Source organism: Sulfitobacter sp. EE-36, from assembly GCF_000152605.1.
Classification (GTDB): Bacteria; Pseudomonadota; Alphaproteobacteria; order Rhodobacterales; family Rhodobacteraceae; genus Sulfitobacter; species Sulfitobacter pontiacus.
Genome location: NZ_CH959310.1, coordinates 2,861,709 through 2,880,017, shown reverse-complemented (window position 1 = coordinate 2,880,017; position 18,309 = coordinate 2,861,709). Strand labels below are relative to the sequence as shown.

Genomic DNA, 18,309 nt, shown 5'->3' with positions numbered 1-18,309 from the left:
GGGGGATTTTTAACCATTTGGAAAGAGATGGGGTGCTACGCCGAGTCGAGGGCGCGATCGTACCTATGCAATGACATGAGTAATAAGGAGGAACAGATAGCAATAATTCCTGCGGCTTCGACGCTAGACGGCTAGCAAACCGCCGCTGCATTATAGAAAATGCGGCGGGAACATTTTGCGAACGTGTCTTTTATTTGGTGCGTGCGCAGGATAGATTGGCCGCATGAATGATTTTGACGAAATGGCCGCCTTCGAGGGCGCTTCCCTATCATCGCGCGCTATGGCTGCGCGTCCGCAACCCTATCTTGATGGGCTGAATCCGGCCCAGCGTGCCGCGGTGGAGCAGATGGATGGCCCTGTCTTGATGCTCGCGGGGGCAGGCACGGGCAAGACCAAGGCTTTGACGGCGCGGATCGTGCATCTGATGAACACCGGGCGCGCCCGCCCGAACGAGATTCTCGCGGTAACCTTCACCAATAAGGCCGCGCGCGAGATGAAAAACCGTGTGGGGCATATGCTGGGGCAGAGCATTGAAGGGATGCCTTGGCTGGGAACGTTTCATGCGATTTGCGTCAAGCTGTTGCGCCGCCATGCTGAATTGGTCGGGCTAAAGTCGAACTTCACCATTCTGGACACGGATGACCAGCTGCGTCTGCTCAAGCAGTTGATCAAAGCGGAAGGGATTGATGACAAACGTTGGCCCGCGCGTTTGCTGTCAGGCGTTATTGATGGCTGGAAAAACCGCGCATTGACGCCCGACAAAATTCCTTCGGCCGATGCGGGTGCCTATAACCACCGCGGGGCGGAGCTTTATGCGCAGTATCAAGCGCGGCTTAAAGATCTGAACGCCTGCGACTTCGGTGATTTGCTGCTGCATATGGTCACCATCTTCCAGCAGCACGAAGACGTGCTGGGGCAATATCAGCGGTGGTTCAAATATATTCTGGTGGATGAGTATCAGGATACCAACGTGGCACAGTATTTGTGGCTCCGTCTGCTGGCCTCTGGCCACAAGAATATCTGCTGTGTCGGGGATGACGACCAGTCGATCTACGGATGGCGAGGGGCCGAGGTTGGCAACATCCTGCGGTTCGAAAAAGATTTTCCCGGCGCTCATGTGGTGCGGTTGGAACAGAATTACCGGTCAACACCGCACATCCTGGCGGCCGCTTCGGGCGTAATCGCAGGAAACGAGGGGCGTTTGGGCAAGACTTTGTGGACGGAATCCCGTGAGGGAGAAAAGCTGCGTCTCATCGGCCATTGGGATGGCGAGGAAGAGGCGCGTTGGATCGGCGACGAAATCGAAGCGTTGCAGCGCGGCACACGCGAGCTTGATCCATACACATTGGACGATATGGCGATTCTTGTACGGGCATCACACCAGATGCGCGCGTTCGAGGATCGGTTCCTGACCATTGGCCTACCGTACCGCGTGATCGGTGGCCCCCGTTTCTATGAACGGTTAGAAATTCGCGACGCCATGGCCTATTTCAGGGTGGTTACCTCGCCTGATGACGATCTTGCTTTTGAGAGAATCGTGAACACGCCCAAGCGTGGTTTGGGCGATAAAGCGCAACAAAATATACAGAAAACCGCGCGTGAAAACGGTGTGAACCTCGTGGAGGGGGCGCGGATCCTATTGGCGAATGGCGGGATTGGCGGGCGTGGTGCGGCGCAGTTGCGTCTGCTCATCGACGGGATTCAGCGCTGGTCCGAACTGGCCCGGGGCCCGCGCCTACAGACTGTGGTTGATGACGATAGCGTCATCGACGAAGGTGCGCCGCTGTTTCACGAGGAATATGGCCCGCCCGAGGTCAGCCATGTGGAATTGGCGCAGATTATTTTGGATGAAAGCGGATATACTGGTTTTTGGCAGAACGACAAAACGCCGGAAGCTCCGGGGCGGCTCGAGAACCTGAAGGAGCTGGTTAAAGCGTTGGAGCAGTTCGAGAATCTTCAAGGTCTTCTGGAACACGTCAGCTTGATCATGGATAATGAAAGCGACGATGGTGGTGCCAAAGTGTCGATCATGACGTTGCACGCGGCCAAGGGGCTAGAGTTTCCGGCGGTGTTTCTTCCCGGCTGGGAGGATGGGCTGTTTCCGTCGCAGCGATCGATGGACGAATCTGGCCTGAAGGGGCTGGAGGAAGAGCGGCGGCTTGCCTATGTCGGAATCACCCGGGCCGAGCAGCTTTGCACGATCTCTTTTGCGGCCAACCGCCGCGTGTTTGGTCAGTGGCAAAGCGCCATGCCGTCACGGTTTATCGACGAACTTCCCGAAGCTCATGTGGATGTGCTGACCCCGCCGGGGCTGTATGGTGGCGGGTATGGCGCAGCGATGCCCAAATCGAATCTGCATGAAAAAGCCGCGGAAGCGAATGTATATAACTCTCCGGGGTGGCGCAGATTGCAGACGCGCAGCCAAGCGCGCAGCGTGAGCCAGCCTTCGGAAGCCCGAAATGTGACGATCGACATGTCCGCCGTCAGCAGTTTTGCGATGGGAGAACGGGTGTTCCACCAGAAATTTGGCTATGGCGAAGTCGTTGGAATCGAAGGGGATAAGCTTGAGATCAGCTTTGACAAGGCCGGGATCAAGAAGGTCGTGTCGCGCTATCTGAGCGCATCGGATGACGTTCCGTTCTAAACGGGCGTCATGAGTTTTACGAAATATCAAGAATTAGATGCAAGAACGGCGGTGCTTTGGGAGGAAAGCACCGCCGTCTTTATCTACGTCCCCAATCCAATCGGGAGGAAAGGGGGAAGGGGACGTTTATGAAAGCCGCCGGTCTCAGGGAGGAGGAGGAGACCCGAAGCTTTCTACAGGCACACAACAGGGAGGGTGCGTGTGCCCGATCCAGTATGATTTATGCAGCGTTACGTGCTGTTTCCAGCGCGATGCCGCGGATTTGCGAGCGGCCCATGCCCAGGTCGTTCAGCTCGCGGTTGGACAAGGAGCTCAGCTCGTTGAAAGTGGAGCGGTATACGCGGCGTTGCTTGCGGCGAGTCTCGAGTGTGGACATCAGCGCGGCAAAGCGGTCTGCCAGTGTCGGTGCGGTTGTAGCGTTCAAGTAGGCCATCGGATACCTCGTCTTGTTTCGTCTGTGTTCGTTATCATTCGTCTTGTGTTGGTTATGTAGTAAAATGCTGCATCTGCACAATAGTCAGATCGTCAATGCTGCTATGCAGAAAATGCATGGGCAAAAGGTGACGTAACGTCTTGATCGGGAACAAAATAACCCTAGCGCAAACGCTTTAGCAGCCAGGAGGAGTTGTATGAAAAAAAATGGCGACGATACCAGGGAGGAGGAGGGTATCGCCGCCGAAAACAAACACATCCGGGAGGAGGATGGATGAGTTTGGTCTTATTCTTGGCTCGCAGTGTCTGCGTTCCTGAAACCTTTTTGACCTATTTGCTGCGTTTGCACAATTCTCAAATTGTGCATTGCTGCCATGCAGCGAAAACATAGGGGTTTTGCGTAATTTTTGGGCGCTAAATGTTCGTTTTGCCTTGGTGCTGTGCGGCATGCGAACGTAGGGTTGCGATTTGGCCAGAAACTGCCATGTCAAAAGCAGTCTCGAAAGGAATATGTCATGCCGCTCTCTAAATCCGACGTCGAATCTGCTCTGGCCCGGGTGATGCTGCCGGATGGGAAATCTATCCTTGATCACGATCTGATCCGCGCTTTGACGGTCGAGGGCGATGTGGTGCGCTTTGTTATAGAAGCCCCCAATGCGCAGGTCGCCGCGCAGATGGCCCCGCTGCGCGACGCGGCAGAGGCCGTGGTGCGCGAGGTTGATGGTGTTGGCAGCGTAACAGTCGCCCTGACGGCTCATGGCCCCGCGCCAAAGCAATCGGCCCCAAGCCTCAAGATTGGTGGGCACCCGAAGGCGCAGGATGGCCCGATGAAACCGGCTGGCGTACAGCGCATTCTCGCCATTGGGTCGGGCAAGGGGGGCGTGGGCAAATCGACCGTGAGCTCGAACCTCGCCGTGGCGCTGGCGCGGGCAGGTCGCAAGGTCGGTCTGCTGGATGCCGATATATATGGTCCCAGTCAGCCGCGTATGATGGGGGTGAACAAGCGGCCCGCCTCGCCGGATGGGAAGACGATCATCCCGCTGCATGCCCATGGTGTGACCCTGATGTCCATCGGCTTTATGATGGAGGAGGGGAAGGCAGTGGTCTGGCGTGGCCCGATGTTGATGGGCGCGCTGCAGCAGATGCTGGGGCAGGTAGAGTGGGGCGAGCTGGACGTGTTGCTTGTCGATCTGCCGCCGGGCACGGGCGATGTGCAGCTGACACTATGTACTAAATCCGAATTGTCTGGCGCGATCGTGGTGTCGACGCCGCAGGACGTGGCGCTGATCGATGCGCGCAAGGCGATTGATATGTTCAATACGTTGAAGACACCCGTGTTGGGATTGATCGAGAATATGTCGCTGTTCGTCTGTCCTGATTGTGGGTCCGAACATGAAATCTTTGGCCATGGCGGGGTTGCAGCCGAAGCCGCGAAGATGGAGGTGCCTTTGCTCGGCAGTCTACCCATCGATCTTGATACCCGGCTTTCCGGCGATGGTGGCACGCCGGTGGCCGCGGGGGATGGGCCGATGGCTCAGGCCTATGCCCGCATCGCCGAAGGTTTGATCAAGGGTGGGATGGCCTAAGGGGCGACCTCCTTCACCATCCTATCTATACTCAACGCCGCGCAGCCCTCTGCGCGGCGTTTCGCGTTCATCGGCGTCGTGTGGACGTGCGTATGGGATCGCATGGGAAAACCTCATGGGAAAACATGGGAGATCGCCGGCTGGACCCTGCCGGATTGGCAAGGTGATTCGGCGGAAAATGGCTGTCTGAGGCGCGGAATCCTCAGTTTGCGCGATAAAACAGTTGCAATTGGTGTTGCGATCGGGGAACAAGCCGCGAACACAGGTTGTGGATAACTCTGTGGTCTAAAATTGTTGGGAAATTGTGGGAAATTTCAGCACGCGTTTTTAACCCCAATATGTTGTGTCTAAATTTTGCATTTATTCGATATAGGCTAAATATCGCTGATATTTCTTTCCCACATATTGATTTACAACCCTGTGCAAAACCAAATTTGGTGTGTATTTCCCAAAAAACTTATAGACGCCCATCAATTCCCATGGCATCCCTAGTGCATCGGATGAGAACGAGACACGGGGCACCAAACGACCCCAACGACCAAATAAAACTCTAGCAGGTTCATACAGGCACCTCGCTTTCATCAGACCAAGAGATCCGGCGCGCGAGCGAGCAGACATCCCCCCAGGTGGCGCGCGCAGTCGGACTTCCCCGCCAAGGCGGGACGGGCGGCGGGTTGATCAGTGGCAGCAGATCAGCCCGCCGTTTCTACATCTACCGCCGGGGGCATGATTTTAGGGCGCACAAGCGTCGCAGGCAGGGACAAACACGTGAGCCGCAGGTTCAGAGGCGAAAGCCAACACAAGGTCGATACGAAGGGGCGGGTGTCTATCCCAGCCTCTTTTCGTCGTGTGTTGGAAGCCGGTGACCCGAATTGGCAAAACGGTGGCACACCCGAGTTGGTGATCGTCTATGGCGACAGCCGCCGCAGCTATCTTGAATGCTATACCATGCAGGCCATCGAAGAGGTGGACGACAAGATCGACGCGCTGCCGCGCGGGTCAATGGAACGCAAGATGCTGCAGCGCCTGTTCCACGGTCAGTCCTTTCCCACATCGGTCGATGAAACGGGCCGCCTGGTTCTGCCAGCGAAGCTGCGCAACAAGATCGACCTGGAAAACGAAGCATTCTTTATCGCCGCCGGTGATACCTTCCAGATCTGGAAGCCCGAAACCTACGAGACCGAGGAAAAGGCCCGCGAAGAGGAATGGCTGGACGATCTGCCAGAAGACTTTGATCCGATGGCCTTCCTGGACGGCAAGCCGGAGGCTTGATCGATATGAGCGGACCCAGCGATACCCCCTCCGCCCCGCACACACCGGTTCTGCTGCGCCCCTTGCTGGCGGCGGTGGCCCCTGTTTCGGGGCGTTGGCTGGATGGCACCTTTGGCGCGGGCGGCTATACCCGTGGCCTGCTGGACGCGGGTGCTGCGCAGGTGGTGGCCGTGGACCGTGACCCGCTTGCGTTTGAAATGGCGCAGGCCTGGGCCGGTGACTATGGCGACCGGATCGTCATGCAGCGCGGTGTCTTTTCCAAGATGGACGATTATGCGCAGGATCTGGACGGGATCGTGCTCGATCTGGGCGTGTCCTCCATGCAGCTTGATCTGGCAGAGCGCGGGTTCTCTTTCATGCGTGACGGGCCGCTCGATATGCGGATGAGCCAGGACGGCCCCTCGGCGGCGGATATCGTCAACGAGGCCGAGGAAGAGGTGATTGCCAATATCCTGTTCCAATACGGTGAAGAACGTGCCAGCCGCCGCATCGCCAAAGCGATTGTACGTGCCCGCGAAGAAGCCCCGATCACCACAACGCTGGCACTTGCAGGCTTGGTCGAAAGCTGTTTGCCGCGCTCGAAACCCGGCCAGTCGCATCCCGCGACCCGCAGCTTTCAGGCGCTGCGCATTGCGGTGAACAATGAATATGGCGAGCTGTTCAACGGGTTGATGGCGGCGGAACGTGCGTTGAAACCCGGTGGCCAGCTGGCCGTTGTGACCTTCCACTCGGTCGAAGACCGTATGGTCAAACGCTTCCTGACGGCGCGTGCGGGGGCAGGGGGCAATGCCAATCGCTTTGCGCCCGAAATCGAAGCACCCGAGCCGCAGTTCAAGATCCTCAAGCGCAAGGCCATCGGGCCGGATGCGCAAGAGCTGGAAGAGAACCCGCGCAGCCGCTCGGCCAAGCTGCGCGTCGCAATTCGCACTGATGCGCCTGCGGGCAGCATCGATGCCAAGGCACTCGGCATGCCTATGGTCAGGGGATTAACCGTATGAGAACCGTGCTTTACATCCTAACCACCTTTTCGGTGATCGGGCTGGCCTTCTGGGCCTACCGCGAGAATTACGCGACCCAGCAAGCCCTGAGTGATGCCGATGACCTGCGCTATGAAATCCGCGAAGCCTACAGCCGTCTGGCCGTGCTCAAGGCGGAATGGGCCTATCAGAACCGCCCCGACCGTCTGCGCGATCTGGCAGAGCTCAACTTTGACCGGCTGAACCTCTTGCCGCTGCATCCCGACCAGTTCGGATCTATCGATCAGGTGAGCTACCCGCCGTTGCCAGAACTGCCGCTGTTCGAGATCACCGACGGCGTTGACGTATCCTCGATGGAGGCCCCCGAATGATCCGCACCCCGCTGCGCCCGCTGGCCCGTATTCTTGAAGCCCGTCAAAAGGGCGAAAACCCCGATGCGATCGAGCGCGAGAACAAGCGTATCCGCCACGAGCAGATGCGCGACGCCTCTCGGCAGCGCGCCGAGGGACGTTTGCTGGTTCTGGGGGTCTTCTTCTTCTGCGCCTTCACCGTTGTGGGCGCGCGTATGGGGGTCATGGCGACCACCGACCCGACAGAGCCGCGCGCGGCGGCCCCCGGTTCCGTGATCTCGGCCACCCGTGCCGATATTGTCGATCGCAACGGCAATCTGCTGGCGACCAACTTTGAGACACATGCGCTTTATGCGCAGCCGCACCACATGATCGACCCGCAGGGGGCCGTGAAAAAGCTGATGGCCGTGTTCCCCGACCTGAACGAGGAACGCCTGCTGCGCGACTTTACCGGTAAGCGCAAGTTCTTGTGGATCAAGAAAAAAATCAGCCCCGAGCAGATGCAGGCCGTGCATGATATCGGCGAGCCGGGCTTGCTGTTTGCACCGCGTGACATGCGCCTTTACCCCAACGGGTCGCTTGCCGCGCATATCATGGGAGGGGCCAGCTATGGCCGCGAGGGTGTCCATGCCGCCGAGGTGATCGGCGTCGCGGGAGCAGAGAAATACTTTGACGACTATCTGCGCGATCCGGCCAATGGGAACAAGCCGCTGGAACTGTCGATCGACATGACCGTACAGGCCGCGTCCGAGCGTATTCTTTATGGCGGCATGAAGCTGATGAACGCCAAGGGGGCGACCTCGGTCCTGATGGATGTGCACACGGGCGAGGTGATCAGCGCCGTATCCTTGCCTTCTTTCGACCCCAACGACCGGCCCCATGCCGCCGTCACAGGCGATGCGTCCGACAGCCCGCTGTTCAACCGGTCGGTGCAAGGCGTCTACGAGCTTGGCTCTGTCTTCAAGATTTTCACCGCGGCACAGGCGATCGACCTTGGCATTGCCACTGCGGATACGGTGATCGACACCTCTGGCCCGATGAAGGTCGGCGGCTTCCGCATCGGCGAATTCCACGGCAAGAACTATGGCAAGCAGACGGTGACGGGGATCATCGTGCACAGTTCCAACCGCGGGACAGGGCGGCTTGCGCTTGAGATCGGCGCGGAGCGTCAGCAGGAGTTTCTGAAAAACCTCGGGTTCTTTGAGCCAACCCCCTTCGAGATCGTCGAAGCCTCTGGCGGCAAGCCCTTGCTGCCGCAGCGCTGGCAAGAGCTGAGCACCGTAACCGTCTCCTATGGCCACGGCCTGTCCTCCAGCCCGATGCATCTGGCGGCGGGCTATTCCGCCATCGCCAATGGCGGGCACAAGGTCACCCCGACGTTGCGCAAGCAATCCGGCCCCGTGGTCGGCCCGCGTGTGATGTCTGAACGCGCGGCGGCGGATGCCCGCGCAATGTTGCGTGCGGTAGTGACCGAAGGCACGGCCAGCTTTGCCGAAGTGCCCGGCTACCAGATCGGCGGCAAGACCGGTACGGCGGATAAACCCGGCCCCCGTGGTGGCTATCTTGAGGATACGGTTATCGCGACCTTTGCCAGCATGTTCCCGGCGCATGACCCCAAATACGTGCTGATCGTCACACTGGACGAACCGGTCGAGACCTCGGGCGACAAACCGCGCCGCACGGCCGGTTGGACAGCCGTGCCCGTGGCCGCGGAAATGGTCCGTCGCGTCGCGCCCCTGCTGGGTCTGCGACCGACTGTTGAACCGGACAGCCTCGCTGATATAACGCTCTCCAGCAGCAACTAATATAAAGAGCGTCCCCATGGGCACACAGGCCGTCCCGTTATCCTCCCTTGGTCTGACCGCGAAAGGGGGGGGCAACCCGCCCATTGCAGGTATCAGCGTCGACAGCCGTCAGGTCCAGCCCGGCACCCTGTTCGCCGCCATGCCCGGCAGCAAGGTCCACGGGGCCGAGTTTATCCAATATGCGCTGCACATGGGCGCGGTGGCGGTGTTGACCGACGCCGAGGGGGCCAAGCTGGCCGCTGACGCGCTGGCACAGGCTGACGTTGCCCTTGTCGTCACCGATGCCCCCCGCGAGGCGCTGTCGCGCGCGGCAGCCCTGTGGTACGGCGCGCAGCCGCAGACGATGATTGCCGTCACCGGCACCAATGGCAAAACCTCTGTCAGCACCTTCGTGCGGCAAATCTGGATCGAGATGGGGCTGGCGGCAGTCAATCTTGGCACCACTGGCGTCGAGGGCGCATGGACCGCACCGCTGGCGCATACCACGCCCGAGCCCATCACCCTGCACCGCACTCTGGCCGAGGCCTCTGCCAACGGTATCACCCATGCCGCGATGGAGGCGTCGAGCCACGGGCTGGACCAGCGACGGCTGGATGGCGTGACGCTCAAGGCGGCGGGGTTCACGAATTTTACCCAAGACCATCTCGACTACCACGAGACCTTCGACGCCTATTTCGACGCCAAGGCCGGACTGTTCTCGCGGGTGCTGCCCGAGGATGGCACGGCGGTGATCAATATCGATGATCCCAAGGGGGTCGATATGGTCGCCATCGCACGCGCCCGCGGCTGCGAGGTGATCACCGTGGGGCGCGACGGCGGCGATCTGCATCTGACCGGCCAGCGCTTTGATGCGACGGGGCAGGACCTGCGGTTCAGCTATCGTGGCAAGACCTACCAGAAACGCCTGAACCTCATTGGCGGGTTTCAGGCGGACAACGTGTTGCTCGCGGCGGGGCTGGTGATTGCCTGCGGGGCGGACCCCGCCCATGTGTTCGATACTCTGCCTCATCTGACCACCGTGCGCGGCCGTATGCAGCTTGCCGCCACGCGGGACAATGGCGGGGCTGTGTTTGTGGATTACGCCCATACCCCCGACGCCATTGCCACCGCCCTGCAAGCGATGCGCCCCCATGTCATGGGCCGGCTGGTCGCTATCGTGGGCGCAGGCGGCGACCGTGACCGCGCCAAACGCCCGCTGATGGGGCAGGCGGCGGCGGCCCATGCGGATTTGGTGTTCGTGACCGATGACAACCCGCGCTCCGAAGATCCGGCGACCATCCGTGCCGCCGTCATGGAGGGCGCGCCAGAAGCGACCGAGGTGGGCGACCGTGCCGAGGCGATCCTGCGGGGCATCGACGCCATCGGCACGGGCGACGCGCTGCTGATCGCGGGCAAAGGACATGAAACCGGACAGACCATCGGTGACGATGTGCTACCCTTTGATGATGTGGAGCAGGCCAGCGTCGCCGTCGCGGCGCTGGATGGGAGATTGGCATGAGCTTGTGGACAGCAAAAGAGGCCGAAAGCGCCACCGGCGGCCGCGCCATCGGGGACTGGTCCTGTGACGGCGTGTCGATTGATACCCGTACCCTTGCACCGGGGGATCTGTTTGTCGCGCTGAAAGACGTGCGCGACGGGCATGATTTTGTCGCCATGGCGCTGGAAAAAGGGGCAGGGGCCGCGCTGGTCACCCATGTGCCCGAGGGCGTGGCCGAGAATGCACCCCTGCTGATCGTCGAGGATGTGCTAAGGGCCCTAGAGGCGCTTGGTGCCGCCGCGCGGGCCCGAACGCAGGCCAAGGTCGTCGCGGTGACGGGCAGCGTCGGCAAGACCTCGACCAAGGAAATGCTGCTTGCGATCTTTGCCGACCAGGGGCGGGCGCATGCCTCTGTCGACAGCTATAACAACCACTGGGGTGTGCCGCTGACACTGGCGCGGATGCCTGCGGATACGGAATATGCCGTGATCGAGATCGGCATGAACCACCCCGGAGAGATCTCTCCGCTGGCGCAGATGGCCAAGCCGGATGTCGCGATGGTCACCACCGTCGCCGCCGTGCATCTGGAAGCATTCGCGAATGTCGCGGAAATCGCGGTCGAGAAAGCCGCCGTTTTTGACGGGCTGCAACCGGGGGGCGTGGCGGTGATCAACGCTGACATCGAACACGCCGCGATCCTGATGGCCAAGGCCGTGGATCGCCGCCTGCGCGAGGTCGAATTTGGCGAGCATGGCTATCAGTACAAACTGCTGGATGTGCAGGTGCAAGGCGATACCACCGTCGTGCGCGCCGACGCGGACGGCACGCCGCTGCTGTTCAAGATCGGAACGCCGGGGCGGCATTTCGCGATGAACGCTTTAGGGGCCTTGGCGTCTGCACAGGCCATGGGCGCGGATCTGGCGCTGGCGGCGGCCTCCTTGGGGCGCTGGACACCGTATAAGGGGCGCGGCGTGCGAGAGGTCATCCATCTCGACGTGGTCGACACCCATCTAACGCTGAACCTCATCGACGATAGCTATAACGCGAACCCCACCTCGATGGCCGCCGCCCTAGAGGTGCTGGCCGCCGCCGAGGTTACCCATGATATCGGCCGCGTCAGCAAGGGACGGCGCATCGCCTATCTGGGGGACATGAAGGAACTGGGACCGGACGAGATCGCCCTGCACGCAGGGCTCGCGCATCTCGATGCCACCAAAAAGCTGGATGTGATCCACTGTGTGGGCCCGCTGATGAAGTCGCTTTATGACCTGCTGCCAGCGCATCAACGTGGGGAATGGGCCGAAACCGCCGCAGACCTGCTGCCCGCGCTTTCGTCGCATCTGGACAGTGGCGATGTTGTGCTCGCCAAAGGCTCCTTGTCCATGAAACTAGGGCTGATCGTTGACGCGATCCGCAAAATGGGCCATCCGGTCCCGAATGAACGACAGGGCTAAGCCCACAAGATTTTGAGTTAGGACGCGTACGATGCTCTATTGGTTGACCCTCCTGTCAGATGGCGGCGATTTCTTTAACCTTTTCCGCTACATCACCTTCCGCGCCGGTGGGGCCTTCCTGACAGCGCTGGTGTTTGGCTTTCTGTTCGGCAAGCCGCTGATCGCCGTGCTGCGCAAGCGGCAGGGCAAGGGCCAGCCGATCCGGGATGACGGCCCAGAGGGGCATTTTGTCAAGGCGGGTACGCCGACCATGGGCGGGCTGCTGATTGTGGGGGCCTTGCTGACCTCTACCCTGCTGTGGGCGCGGTTGGACAACCCGTTTGTGTGGATGGTGCTGCTGGTGACAATGGCATTTGCCGCCATCGGGTTTGCCGATGACTACGCCAAGGTCAGCAAGCAGACGACCGCTGGTGTTTCCAGCAGAATGCGTCTGTTGCTGGGCTTTATCATCGCGGGCAGCGCGGCCTATTGGGCGGCGCAATTCCACCCCGCAGAGCTGCAGAACCAACTGGCGCTGCCCGTGTTCAAGAACACGCTGATCAACCTTGGGTATCTGTTCGTGCCCTTCTCGATCATCGTGATCGTGGGGGCGGCGAATGCGGTGAACCTGACGGACGGGCTGGACGGGCTGGCGATCATGCCCGTGATGATCGCCGCCGGGGCGCTTGGCGTGATCGCCTATGCCGTCGGCCGCGTCGATTTCACCGAATATCTGGACGTGCACTATGTGCCGGGGACGGGCGAGATTTTGGTCTTTACCGCCGGTATCTTTGGCGGTGGTCTGGGCTTTTTGTGGTATAACGCGCCCCCCGCCGCGGTCTTTATGGGCGACACCGGATCGCTGGCCCTTGGCGGCGCATTGGGGGCCATCGCGGTTGCCACCAAGCACGAATTGGTGCTGGCCATCGTCGGCGGCCTGTTTGTGGTCGAGGCGCTGTCGGTGATCATTCAGGTGCTCTATTTCAAACGCACGGGCAAACGTGTTTTCCTGATGGCACCGATCCACCATCACTATGAAAAGAAAGGCTGGGCCGAGCCGCAGATCGTCATTCGCTTCTGGATCATCTCTTTGATCCTCGCGATGATCGGGCTGGCGACGCTGAAGGTCCGCTGAGCCGTTTCGCAAAGCGGTAAGAGACAAGAGGGCGCGCTGCAGGGATGTGGCGCGCTTTTTTTATGGCGGACGGGGGCCAGCCCCCGCGCGGCCAAAGGGCCGCGTCCCCCGGAGTTTATTTGGCAAAATGAAGGGCGGGCGAGGCTTGACGCGGGGGGCGTCAGAAGATCGACCAGCCCATTTCGCGCGCGAGGCGGGCCATGGCCTGGGTGCCTTTCTTCGAGTTGCCATAGCGGTTCAGACCAGGGGACCAGACGGCGATGCTGGCGCGCCCGGGGACAATGGCAAGAATACCGCCGCCCACACCGGACTTCGCCGGAAGCCCTACGCGGTAGGCAAAATCGCCCGACCCGTCATAATGCCCGCAGGTGAGCATCAGCGCATTGAGGCGCCGGATACGGGGCGGCAGGATCATGCGGGGCAGCTTGTCGGTTTCGATCAGGAACCGTCCGGCCATGGCCAGCTGCCGCGCGGACATGTCGATGGCGCAGTGGTGGAAATAAGTGCCGAGCGTCTTCTCCGGCGGGTTGTTCAGGTTTCCGCAGGAGGCCAGAAAATGCGCCAGGGCAAAGTTGCGGTGGCCATGGGCGGTTTCAGAGGCCGCGACGGTTTCGTTGATGTGGATGTCGTCGTCACTGGCGGCGGCGCGGACGAATTGCAGGATTTCGGCCAAGGTCTCGCGCGGTTCGCGTCCCGTGAGCACCTCGTCCGTGGTGACAATGGCACCGGCGTTGATGAAGGGGTTGCGCGGGCGCCCCTGTTCGGCCTCAAGCTGCACAATGGAATTGAATGCGCGCCCCGATGGCTCGCGGCCCACGCGCTTCCACAGCTGGTCGCCTGACCGTCCAAGGGCGATGGCAAGGGTGAAGACCTTGGTGATGGATTGCACCGAAAATGGCGTATCGGCATCCCCGGCGGTAAAGACCTCGCCGTCCGCGGTGGTGATCGCGATACCGAATTGCGCAGGATCGACAGAGGCCAGCTGCGGGATATAGGCTGCCACGTCTCCCCAGTCATCCGTGGCGCGCATGTCGGCGTTGAGCTGGGCTAAAATCTCTGGCAGAGGGGGCATAAGGGGCTCCGAAAGTTTCAGGGTCATCGCTAACAGGAGAGCAGGCATGATACCAGTTCAAGGTTTGACCGGCGCAAAGGTAGCCATTCTGGGGCTCGGGCGGTCGGGGCTGTCTGCGGCCCGTGCGCTGGCCGCCGGGGGCGCTGTGCCTATCTGTTGGGATGACAACCCCGCCGCACGCGCCGCCGCGCAGGCCGAAGGGTTCGATTGTGTGGATCTGGGCAAAGCCGGCGTCTTTGATGACATCGCGCGGCTGATCGTATCGCCCGGCATCCCGCATCTTTATCCGGCACCGAACCCGGTGATCGTCGCCGCGCAGGACGCAGGTGTGCCGGTGGACAATGACATCGGGCTGTTCTTTCAAAGCTTCGCGACGCTGGCCTGGGATAATTTTGACGTGGTGCCCAAGATCATCGCGATCACCGGGTCGAACGGGAAATCCACCACCTCGGCGTTGGTGCATCACATTCTCAAACACGCAGGCCGCCCGACGCAGCTGGCGGGAAACATCGGTCGCGGGGTGCTGGACATAGAGCCTGCCATTGACGGCGAGGTCGTGGTGCTGGAGCTGTCGAGCTACCAGACCGATCTGGCGCGCAATCTGACGCCGGATGTCGCCGTCTTCACCAACCTTAGCCCCGATCATCTGGATCGCCATGCGGGCATGGGCGGCTATTTCGCGGCCAAACGGCGGCTCTTTGCTGAAGGCGGGCCGGATCGTGCCGTCATTGGCGTGGATGAACCCGAAGGGCGTTTTCTTGCGGGACAGCTCAGCGAAGGGGCGGCCGACGACCGGGTGATCCGCGTGTCGGTGGACCGCAAGCTTACGGGTCTTGGTTGGCAGGTCTTCGCACGCAAAGGCTTCTTGTCGGAATATCGCGGCGGCAAGCAGATCGGCTCCATCGATCTGCGCAGCATTACCGGCTTGCCCGGCGCGCATAACCACCAGAACGCCTGTGCCGCCTATGCCGCCTGTCGCACGCTGGGGTTCGCGCCCAAGATCATCGAAGCGGCGTTCCATTCCTTTGGCGGCCTGCCGCACCGCAGCCAGACCGTGGGCGAGGCGGGCGGCGTGCGTTTCGTCAACGACAGCAAGGCGACCAATGTGGACAGCGCGGTCAAGGCACTGGCGGCGTTCAGGAACATCCGCTGGATCTGCGGCGGGCTTGAGAAAGAGGGCGGTTTGGGCAGTTTGTCAGAACCGCTGGAGACGGTGCGCAAAGCCTATGTGATCGGGCGCGAGGCGGCGCAGTTCGCCATGAAGCTGGGGGTCGAGGCCGAGGTCTGTGGCACGATGGACATCGCGGTCGCACGCGCGGTCGAGGATGCCGAGGCGGGGGACGTCGTTTTGCTGGCCCCTGCGGCGGCGAGCTTTGACCAATACGACAGTTTCGAGCGCCGCGGAGAGGATTTTGTCGCGCAGGTGCAGAAGCATCTGACGAACGCGTAACTGCGTTTTTGGGGGAGGGAGGGAGCGCCGCACGGGCAATGATTGCGGTGTTTCGGTCTGCTCCGGTCCAGATTATGGCGCGTGACCGGTTGTTTGATCGGGGCCATCGACGCCCCGATTATTACATAGGCGAGTTTTTCCACCAGATCCGGTCTTTACTGGCCGGGTGCGGGCATAGCTGCGCGCAGGTCGGCTTCGCTGACACCAAGTGCCTGAGCCGCCGCGGCAAAGTCCGGCGGGCGCGTGTCACCAAGGGCCCCGACCAATTCAGCCTCTGTGATACCCAGTTGATCGGCAACTGCGGCAAAATCCGGTGCGGCACCACCGCCACCGGGGCCATTGTTCGCGGCCACGTCGACCTCACCATGGTAGCAGTCGATCATATAGGGCGCTTCATCTGCCGTGAGGTGGTAGTGGTAAATCCCTTCCGGGAATTCAGGTGTCGGGCCGGAGTGGCCGCTGCACGCATCCAGATCGTCATTCACCACGACAATGCCACCGACATCATTGTTGCCATAGACAGGAAAGCCGTCGGCCAAAACACCGATCATCCGCGAATGTTGCCCGGCTTGCGCCGCGGCCTCGGCGATACAAACAGGGATGCCATGATAGTGGTAATTCGTCCCGTCCACGAGCGTGTGCCCGTTGCAGTTGTCCAGAAATGCCACGTGATCATGAACAACCTGATCGTCAATCGCAACGACGGAGCGGTCGGGGTTCTCGTAATCGTTGAAAATCTGTGCGCCGCTCAAGGCCACGCCAATTCTCCCCAGCGAGGTGTCCGTTGATGTATCCGAATAGACCGCCTGCGTTGTGATTGTCGCGTCGATCTCGGTCTCTTTGAAGTAGTCGGCAGAGTTCTGCACATCAAAGAATTCCAGCGGCTTGTCGGCAAAAGGTTGATCGTTTGGATTGCTTGGAATCAAGTATTGTTCCGCAAAGCCGTGGTCCGGGATGCCGTTAGATTGGAAGCGGAATGTCTTTGCGTCAGCATCGACCGTGATCTTGACATGACCTGCCCAATTTGCCGCTTCAACGACCGCCGCAGTGTCATTCGACTGTTGCGCATTCTGAGCCGATGAAGGCGAATAGATCAGGGATGCGGCGGCCAGCACAACCGATGCGGCGGCTGTCCCATAGAGAGTTTTCCTGGACATGATTTTCTGATCTCCCATGAGATGTCGGTATCTTTACTTCCAACTTTGGGTCGAGGCGCAGCTAAGCCGAAGCTAGGCCTTAAACGGACACGTGCCAACTTTCCGTCGTTTTTATTCAACAGAAATATAGCGCCCTAGAATTTTCCGAGCGCTGCCGTATAGACGTCAAATCTTGGCGATACTTCGGATCGCGGCCTTGGCAATCTGGTCAAACACCGCACGATCGTCGGAGGATGACGCAACGATCATGCCGCCTTCCAGCGCCGCGACGATGAGGCAGGACGTGTCTTCGGCGTTTTCGACGCCATTACGGTGGAACAGGTCAAGCAGCCACATTCTGTTCATTTTGAAGAATGCCTTTGTTTTCTGGTTTACATTCTTGGGCAGCCCGATCGCTTCTGCGCCCATGATCGCGCAAAGACAGATGGTTTCGTCCAAGACAAGCGCTTGAGAGTAGAGCGCAACGTAGCTGTCCAACGCCGTTTGCAAGCTGGCCGTATCGATCTGTTCAAGGCGCTCTTTGAACTGGCTGGTGTAGCGATCCACCAAAGCTTCGCCAAGATCAGGTTTGGTCGGGAAGTGATAGTGAACACTTGCGCTTTTGATGCCGACATCGCTTGCCAGGTCGCGAAAGCTCATCGCCGAGAAACCCGCACCACGGACACGCTTTTCAGCGGCATCAAGGATTTTGTCTTTCATTGTCTGCGGCATTTGGGGCTCCTGTCTATCATGTGGTAGATAGGTGTTGACAGCGAGGAGGGCAATATCTAACTGGAAGCCTATCAACTGATAGGTAGCTATGTGGCGCCGCTGCGCGCTGAACCGGAAGGATGTACCATGGACCTGAACGCAAATTTTGATGAACGTGCCGTTGTACATTCGGATCGGCAGCCGTGGGTTGCATCTCCGATGAAAGGCGTAGACCGGCGGATGCTGGACCGGATCGGGGACGAAGTCGCGCGGGCGACGACCATCGTCCGCTATGCGCCGGGCAGCGCGTTTTCGGCCCATACCCATACCGGCGGCGAAGAGTTTCTGGTGCTTGAGGGCGTGTTTCAGGATGAACACGGTGACTTTCCGGTCGGCACCTACGTGCGCAACCCGCCGACGTCTTCGCACACCCCAAGCTCTGCCGAGGGGGCGACGATCTTCGTCAAGCTGTGGCAGTTCGACATGGATGACCGTCAGCAGATCACCATGGACACCACCACCCAGACCCCGCAGCCGGTGCGTGCGGGTGTTTCAGAAATCCCGCTGTTCGCGGATGCGCACGAACGGGTGCGGATCGAGCTTTGGGAGCCCAACGTGGCAGTGACACAGGCCGGCCACAACGGGTTCGAAGCCCTTGTGGTCGAAGGAAGCTTTATCGAAGGGGATGAGGTCTTCGGGGTCAATTCCTGGCTGCGCCTACCGCCCCACACGCCGCTGAACGCTGTTTCCGGCCCTGATGGGGCGCGGCTTTGGGTCAAATCTGGCCATCTTGCAGACACGCCGACGGCCCCGAATGTCGGGGGATAAG

General features: G+C 60.4%; 15 protein-coding genes. 11 read left to right on the top strand and 4 right to left on the bottom strand.

What is annotated here, in order from left to right:
* Positions 1-223 precede the first annotated feature (223 nt).
* Positions 224-2,644, top strand: coding sequence for an ATP-dependent helicase (locus EE36_RS16495; RefSeq protein ID WP_005854171.1), 2,421 nt, complete (start codon positions 224-226; stop codon positions 2,642-2,644).
* A 220-nt stretch (positions 2,645-2,864) separates the two neighbouring features.
* Here EE36_RS16495 and EE36_RS16490 read toward each other — a convergent pair whose 3' ends face one another.
* Entirely contained in the window at positions 2,865-3,077 is a 213-nt protein-coding gene (locus EE36_RS16490) for a DUF1127 domain-containing protein (RefSeq protein WP_005854169.1), read from the bottom strand.
* Positions 3,078-3,591: 514 nt separating this feature from the next.
* Between EE36_RS16490 and EE36_RS16485 the strand changes: the two genes are divergently transcribed.
* From EE36_RS16485 to mraY, 8 genes are all read left to right on the top strand, one after another.
* A complete protein-coding gene (locus EE36_RS16485; RefSeq protein WP_005854165.1) occupies positions 3,592-4,662 on the top strand; it encodes an Mrp/NBP35 family ATP-binding protein in 1,071 nt (356 codons plus the stop codon).
* A gap of 768 nt (positions 4,663-5,430) precedes the next feature.
* The gene (gene mraZ, locus EE36_RS16480; protein ID WP_081781250.1) at positions 5,431-5,934 is read left to right on the top strand and encodes a division/cell wall cluster transcriptional repressor MraZ; all 504 of its coding nucleotides are present in this window, start codon (positions 5,431-5,433) and stop codon (positions 5,932-5,934) included.
* Positions 5,935-5,939: 5 nt separating this feature from the next.
* Positions 5,940-6,932 carry a 16S rRNA (cytosine(1402)-N(4))-methyltransferase RsmH gene (gene rsmH, locus EE36_RS16475; RefSeq protein ID WP_005854162.1) on the top strand — a complete coding sequence of 331 codons (993 nt, stop codon included), beginning with the start codon at positions 5,940-5,942 and terminating at the stop codon, positions 6,930-6,932.
* Entirely contained in the window at positions 6,929-7,282 is a 354-nt protein-coding gene (locus tag EE36_RS16470; RefSeq protein ID WP_005854161.1) for a hypothetical protein, read from the top strand. The genes rsmH and EE36_RS16470 overlap by 4 nt, the downstream gene beginning before the upstream one ends.
* Entirely contained in the window at positions 7,279-9,066 is a 1,788-nt protein-coding gene (locus tag EE36_RS16465; RefSeq protein WP_005854159.1) for a penicillin-binding protein 2, read from the top strand. The genes EE36_RS16470 and EE36_RS16465 overlap by 4 nt, the downstream gene beginning before the upstream one ends.
* A 16-nt stretch (positions 9,067-9,082) precedes the next feature.
* A complete protein-coding gene (locus EE36_RS16460) occupies positions 9,083-10,564 on the top strand; it encodes a UDP-N-acetylmuramoyl-L-alanyl-D-glutamate--2,6-diaminopimelate ligase (RefSeq protein WP_005854157.1) in 1,482 nt (493 codons plus the stop codon).
* Entirely contained in the window at positions 10,561-11,997 is a 1,437-nt protein-coding gene (gene murF, locus EE36_RS16455) for a UDP-N-acetylmuramoyl-tripeptide--D-alanyl-D-alanine ligase (protein WP_005854154.1), read from the top strand. The genes EE36_RS16460 and murF overlap by 4 nt, the downstream gene beginning before the upstream one ends.
* Positions 11,998-12,028: 31 nt before the next feature.
* Positions 12,029-13,111: a phospho-N-acetylmuramoyl-pentapeptide-transferase gene (gene mraY / locus EE36_RS16450; protein WP_005854153.1), complete on the top strand. Its 1,083-nt coding sequence runs from the start codon at positions 12,029-12,031 to the stop codon at positions 13,109-13,111.
* Between the two features lie 160 nt (positions 13,112-13,271).
* On the opposite strand, the gene EE36_RS16445 is transcribed toward mraY, so the two are convergent.
* Complete coding sequence (locus EE36_RS16445; protein ID WP_235183792.1) at positions 13,272-14,183, bottom strand: glutaminase; 912 nt, start codon at positions 14,181-14,183, stop codon at positions 13,272-13,274.
* Positions 14,184-14,229: 46 nt separating this feature from the next.
* Here EE36_RS16445 and murD point away from each other — a divergent pair, with 46 nt between their 5' ends.
* The gene (gene murD, locus EE36_RS16440) at positions 14,230-15,633 is read left to right on the top strand and encodes a UDP-N-acetylmuramoyl-L-alanine--D-glutamate ligase (RefSeq protein WP_005854149.1); all 1,404 of its coding nucleotides are present in this window, start codon (positions 14,230-14,232) and stop codon (positions 15,631-15,633) included.
* Positions 15,634-15,788: 155 nt separating this feature from the next.
* On the opposite strand, the gene EE36_RS16435 is transcribed toward murD, so the two are convergent.
* Positions 15,789-16,790, bottom strand: a complete 1,002-nt coding sequence (locus EE36_RS16435; protein WP_254655599.1) for a YHYH protein — start codon at positions 16,788-16,790, stop codon at positions 15,789-15,791.
* Between the two features lie 165 nt (positions 16,791-16,955).
* Complete coding sequence (locus EE36_RS16430; RefSeq protein ID WP_005854145.1) at positions 16,956-17,501, bottom strand: TetR/AcrR family transcriptional regulator; 546 nt, start codon at positions 17,499-17,501, stop codon at positions 16,956-16,958.
* A 126-nt stretch (positions 17,502-17,627) separates the two neighbouring features.
* Between EE36_RS16430 and EE36_RS16425 the strand changes: the two genes are divergently transcribed.
* Positions 17,628-18,308 (top strand): cupin domain-containing protein, encoded by a 681-nt coding sequence (locus tag EE36_RS16425; RefSeq protein ID WP_005854143.1) that lies wholly within the window; start codon positions 17,628-17,630, stop codon positions 18,306-18,308.
* Position 18,309 lies beyond the last annotated feature (1 nt).

Bases quoted from the DNA above. Each gene is read 5' to 3' on its own strand.
- EE36_RS16495 (WP_005854171.1), top strand. From the start codon at position 224: ATGAATGATTTTGACGAAATGGCCGCCTTCGAGGGCGCTTCCCTATCA.
- EE36_RS16490 (WP_005854169.1), bottom strand. From the start codon at position 3,077: ATGGCCTACTTGAACGCTACAACCGCACCGACACTGGCAGACCGCTTT.
- EE36_RS16485 (WP_005854165.1), top strand. From the start codon at position 3,592: ATGCCGCTCTCTAAATCCGACGTCGAATCTGCTCTGGCCCGGGTGATG.
- rsmH (WP_005854162.1), top strand. From the start codon at position 5,940: ATGAGCGGACCCAGCGATACCCCCTCCGCCCCGCACACACCGGTTCTG.
- EE36_RS16470 (WP_005854161.1), top strand. From the start codon at position 6,929: ATGAGAACCGTGCTTTACATCCTAACCACCTTTTCGGTGATCGGGCTG.
- EE36_RS16465 (WP_005854159.1), top strand. From the start codon at position 7,279: ATGATCCGCACCCCGCTGCGCCCGCTGGCCCGTATTCTTGAAGCCCGT.
- EE36_RS16460 (WP_005854157.1), top strand. From the start codon at position 9,083: ATGGGCACACAGGCCGTCCCGTTATCCTCCCTTGGTCTGACCGCGAAA.
- murF (WP_005854154.1), top strand. From the start codon at position 10,561: ATGAGCTTGTGGACAGCAAAAGAGGCCGAAAGCGCCACCGGCGGCCGC.
- mraY (WP_005854153.1), top strand. From the start codon at position 12,029: ATGCTCTATTGGTTGACCCTCCTGTCAGATGGCGGCGATTTCTTTAAC.
- EE36_RS16445 (WP_235183792.1), bottom strand. From the start codon at position 14,183: ATGCCCCCTCTGCCAGAGATTTTAGCCCAGCTCAACGCCGACATGCGC.
- murD (WP_005854149.1), top strand. From the start codon at position 14,230: ATGATACCAGTTCAAGGTTTGACCGGCGCAAAGGTAGCCATTCTGGGG.
- EE36_RS16435 (WP_254655599.1), bottom strand. From the start codon at position 16,790: ATGTCCAGGAAAACTCTCTATGGGACAGCCGCCGCATCGGTTGTGCTG.
- EE36_RS16430 (WP_005854145.1), bottom strand. From the start codon at position 17,501: ATGCCGCAGACAATGAAAGACAAAATCCTTGATGCCGCTGAAAAGCGT.
- EE36_RS16425 (WP_005854143.1), top strand. From the start codon at position 17,628: ATGGACCTGAACGCAAATTTTGATGAACGTGCCGTTGTACATTCGGAT.